Origin of the sequence: Aestuariivirga sp. (genome assembly GCF_044239095.1) — a bacterium.
Classification (GTDB): Bacteria; Pseudomonadota; Alphaproteobacteria; order Rhizobiales; family Aestuariivirgaceae; genus Aestuariivirga.
Genome location: NZ_JBIICB010000393.1, coordinates 1 through 2818 on the forward strand (window position 1 = coordinate 1; position 2818 = coordinate 2818).

Sequence of the window (2818 nt, forward strand, 5' to 3'; positions counted from 1 at the left end):
CGATTTCGGGCAGACGGCGCTTGTCATCCTTACCTTCGGCGCGATGCTGCTGATCTATGGCATCCCGTGGGTCGCCGTGCTGGGCCTCGCCGGATTGGCGGCGTCGGGTCTGGCGCTCGCCTACCATCTGGTGCCGCATGTCCAGTCGCGCATCGACCGCTTCATGAGCCCCGACAAGGGCGACACCTTTCAGGTTGATACCGCGATGCAGGCCTTCAAGAACGGCGGCCTCATGGGTGCGGGGCCCGGCGGCGGCGAGGCCAAGCTGGTGCTGCCCGACGCGCATACCGATTTCACCTTCGCGGTGGTGGGCGAGGAGTTCGGCCTCATCGCCTGCCTTCTGCTGATGGCGCTCTTCGCCTTCGTGGTGCTGAAGGTGCTGGTGCGCGCCAGGGCCGAGCCCGATCCCTTCGCCGCTCTGGCGCTCAGCGGGTTGGCGCTGATGTTCGGTTTCCAGGCCCTGATCAACATGGGCGTCAACACCGCACTGCTGCCCGCCAAGGGCATGACGCTGCCGTTCATCTCCTATGGCGGGTCCTCGCTGCTGGGCATGGCCTTCGGCATGGGGCTGGTGCTGGCGCTCGGGCGGCGGCGCTTCGGCGCGCAGTCGCACATGCGCAGCCTCAACCCCTCCTACGCCTGAGGCGCCATGGAGCGGACAGGAACCTTCGTTCTCGCCGCTGGCGGCACCGGCGGGCATCTCTTTCCCGCCCAGGCGCTGGCGGAAGAGCTGACGCGGCGCGGGCATGCCATCCACCTGATGACGGATGAGCGCGTGCGGGACTATGGCAAGTCCTTCCCCGCCGTGGAAACCCATATCGTTCCCTCCGCCACGCTTTCGCTGTCGAAGCCTTGGGCGGTGCCGGGCAGGGCGCTCAGGCTTTATGGCGGCTATCGCACGGCGCGCGCGATCCTGAAGCGGGTGAAGCCGCTCGCCGTCATCGGCTTTGGTGGCTATCCGTCCTTTCCGCCGATCATGGCGGCCTCGCGGCTGAAGATTCCGTCTTGCGTGCATGACCAGAACGCGGTGATGGGCCGCGCCAACCGCGTGCTCGCCCGCTGGGCGGACGCGGTGGCCTCATCCTTCCCCGAACTGATGGGCCTGCCGCCCGAGGCGCGCGGCAAGCTTACCGTCACCGGCAATCCGGTGCGTGACATCGCACTCCGGCAGCAGGGCGCAGCCTATCCGCCGTTCGACTGCTTCAACCTGCTGGTCTTCGGCGGCAGCCAGGGCGCGCAGTTCTTTGGCGAATTCATGCCGGAGGTCTTCGCTGCGATGAGCAGCGCGGAACGCGCGGGCATCCGGCTCACCCAGCAGGTGCGCGCGGAGAACATGGACAGCGTGGGGAAAGCCTATCGCGCCATGGACCTTGACTGCGAGCTGAGCCCTTTTTTCACCGACATGCCGCAGCGCATCGCTCAGGCACACCTCGTGGTGTGCCGGTCGGGTGCTTCCACGATCGCGGAACTCGGCGTCATCGGGCGGCCCGCCGTCATGGTGCCGCTGCCGCATGCCCTCGACAACGACCAGCTGCGCAATGCCGAAAGCTTCGCCGCGGCGGGTGCCGGCTGGGTTCATCCCCAGGCCTCTCTTGCGCCCAAGGCCTTCGCCCAATTTCTGACATCACTTCGCTCTCAACAGCCGCAACTTCAACAGGCGGCGGCGGCCGCGCTCGGACACGGCAGACCCGATGCCGCCCGGCGCCTGGCCGACCTCGCCGAACGACTCGCAGGGATACAGCGCGCATGAAACTTCCGGGCAATGTGGGCCCCATCCACTTCATCGGCATCGGCGGCATCGGCATGAGCGGCATCGCCGAGGTGATGGCGACGCTGGACTACAAGGTCCAGGGATCCGACTTGACCGACAACTATAATGTGGCCCGTCTCCGCAAGGCGGGGATCGAGGTGAACATCGGCCACAAGGCTGAGAACATCGGCGAGGCACAGGTGGTCGTCGTCTCCTCCGCGGTGAAGGACGACAACCCTGAGCTGGTGGAGGCCCGCAATCGCTATCTGCCCATCGTCCGGCGCGCCGAGATGCTGGCGGAATTGATGCGCTTCAAGTCCTGCGTCGCCGTGGGGGGCACCCATGGCAAGACGACGACGACCTCGCTCGTTGCCGCACTGCTGGATGCGGGGAACTTCGACCCGACCGTCATCAATGGTGGCATCATCAACGCCTATGGCACGAACGCCCGCCTCGGCAAGGGTGAGTGGATGGTGGTCGAGTCGGATGAGTCCGATGGCACCTTCGTCAAGCTGCCGGCCGACGTCGTGATCGTCACCAATATCGACCCCGAGCACCTCGACCATTACGGGACCTTCGACAAGGCCAAGGAGGCCTTCCTGGCCTTTGTCGAGAATATTCCCTTCTACGGCTTCGCGGTGATGTGCATTGACCACCCCGTGGTGCAGGAGCTGATCGGCCAGGTGAAGGACCGCCGCGTCATCACCTATGGCAAGAGCCCGCAGGCCGATGTGCGGCTGACGGACGTGAGCTATGTGGACGGCGAAACGCGCTTTTCCGTGCGCATGACGAACCGCCGCACCGGCAAGACCCATGACATCGGGAGCTTAAGCCTCGCCATTCCCGGCGATCACAATGCGCTCAACTCCACCGCGGCGCTTGCCGTGGCCAAGGAGCTCGGCATTTCGGATGACGACATCCGCAAGGGCTTCAAGAGCTTTACCGGCGTCAAGCGCCGCTTCACGCGCACGGGCGCGCATAATGGCATCACCGTCTATGATGATTATGGCCACCACCCGGTGGAGATCGCCGCCGTGCTGAAGGCGGCGCGCGGCGTCGCCAAGGGCA

General features: G+C 65.8%; 3 protein-coding genes. All 3 read left to right on the top strand.

Translation table 11 applies throughout. The annotated features are described in order from the left end of the window. Nucleotides 1–643 (top strand): FtsW/RodA/SpoVE family cell cycle protein (locus tag ACILRA_RS21765; protein WP_395664130.1); only part of this gene is annotated, 643 nt, incomplete at its 5' end. A gap of 6 nt (nt 644–649) precedes the next feature. Continuing rightward, entirely contained in the window at nt 650–1750 is a 1101-nt protein-coding gene (gene murG / locus ACILRA_RS21770) for an undecaprenyldiphospho-muramoylpentapeptide beta-N-acetylglucosaminyltransferase (protein WP_395664131.1), read from the top strand. Next, nucleotides 1747–2818 (top strand): UDP-N-acetylmuramate--L-alanine ligase (gene murC / locus ACILRA_RS21775; protein ID WP_395664132.1); only part of this gene is annotated, 1072 nt, incomplete at its 3' end. The genes murG and murC, both read left to right, overlap by 4 nt.

Excerpts from the sequence above, each read along its gene's own strand:
- murG (WP_395664131.1), top strand. The coding sequence starts at position 650 with ATGGAGCGGACAGGAACCTTCGTTCTCGCCGCTGGCGGCACCGGCGGG.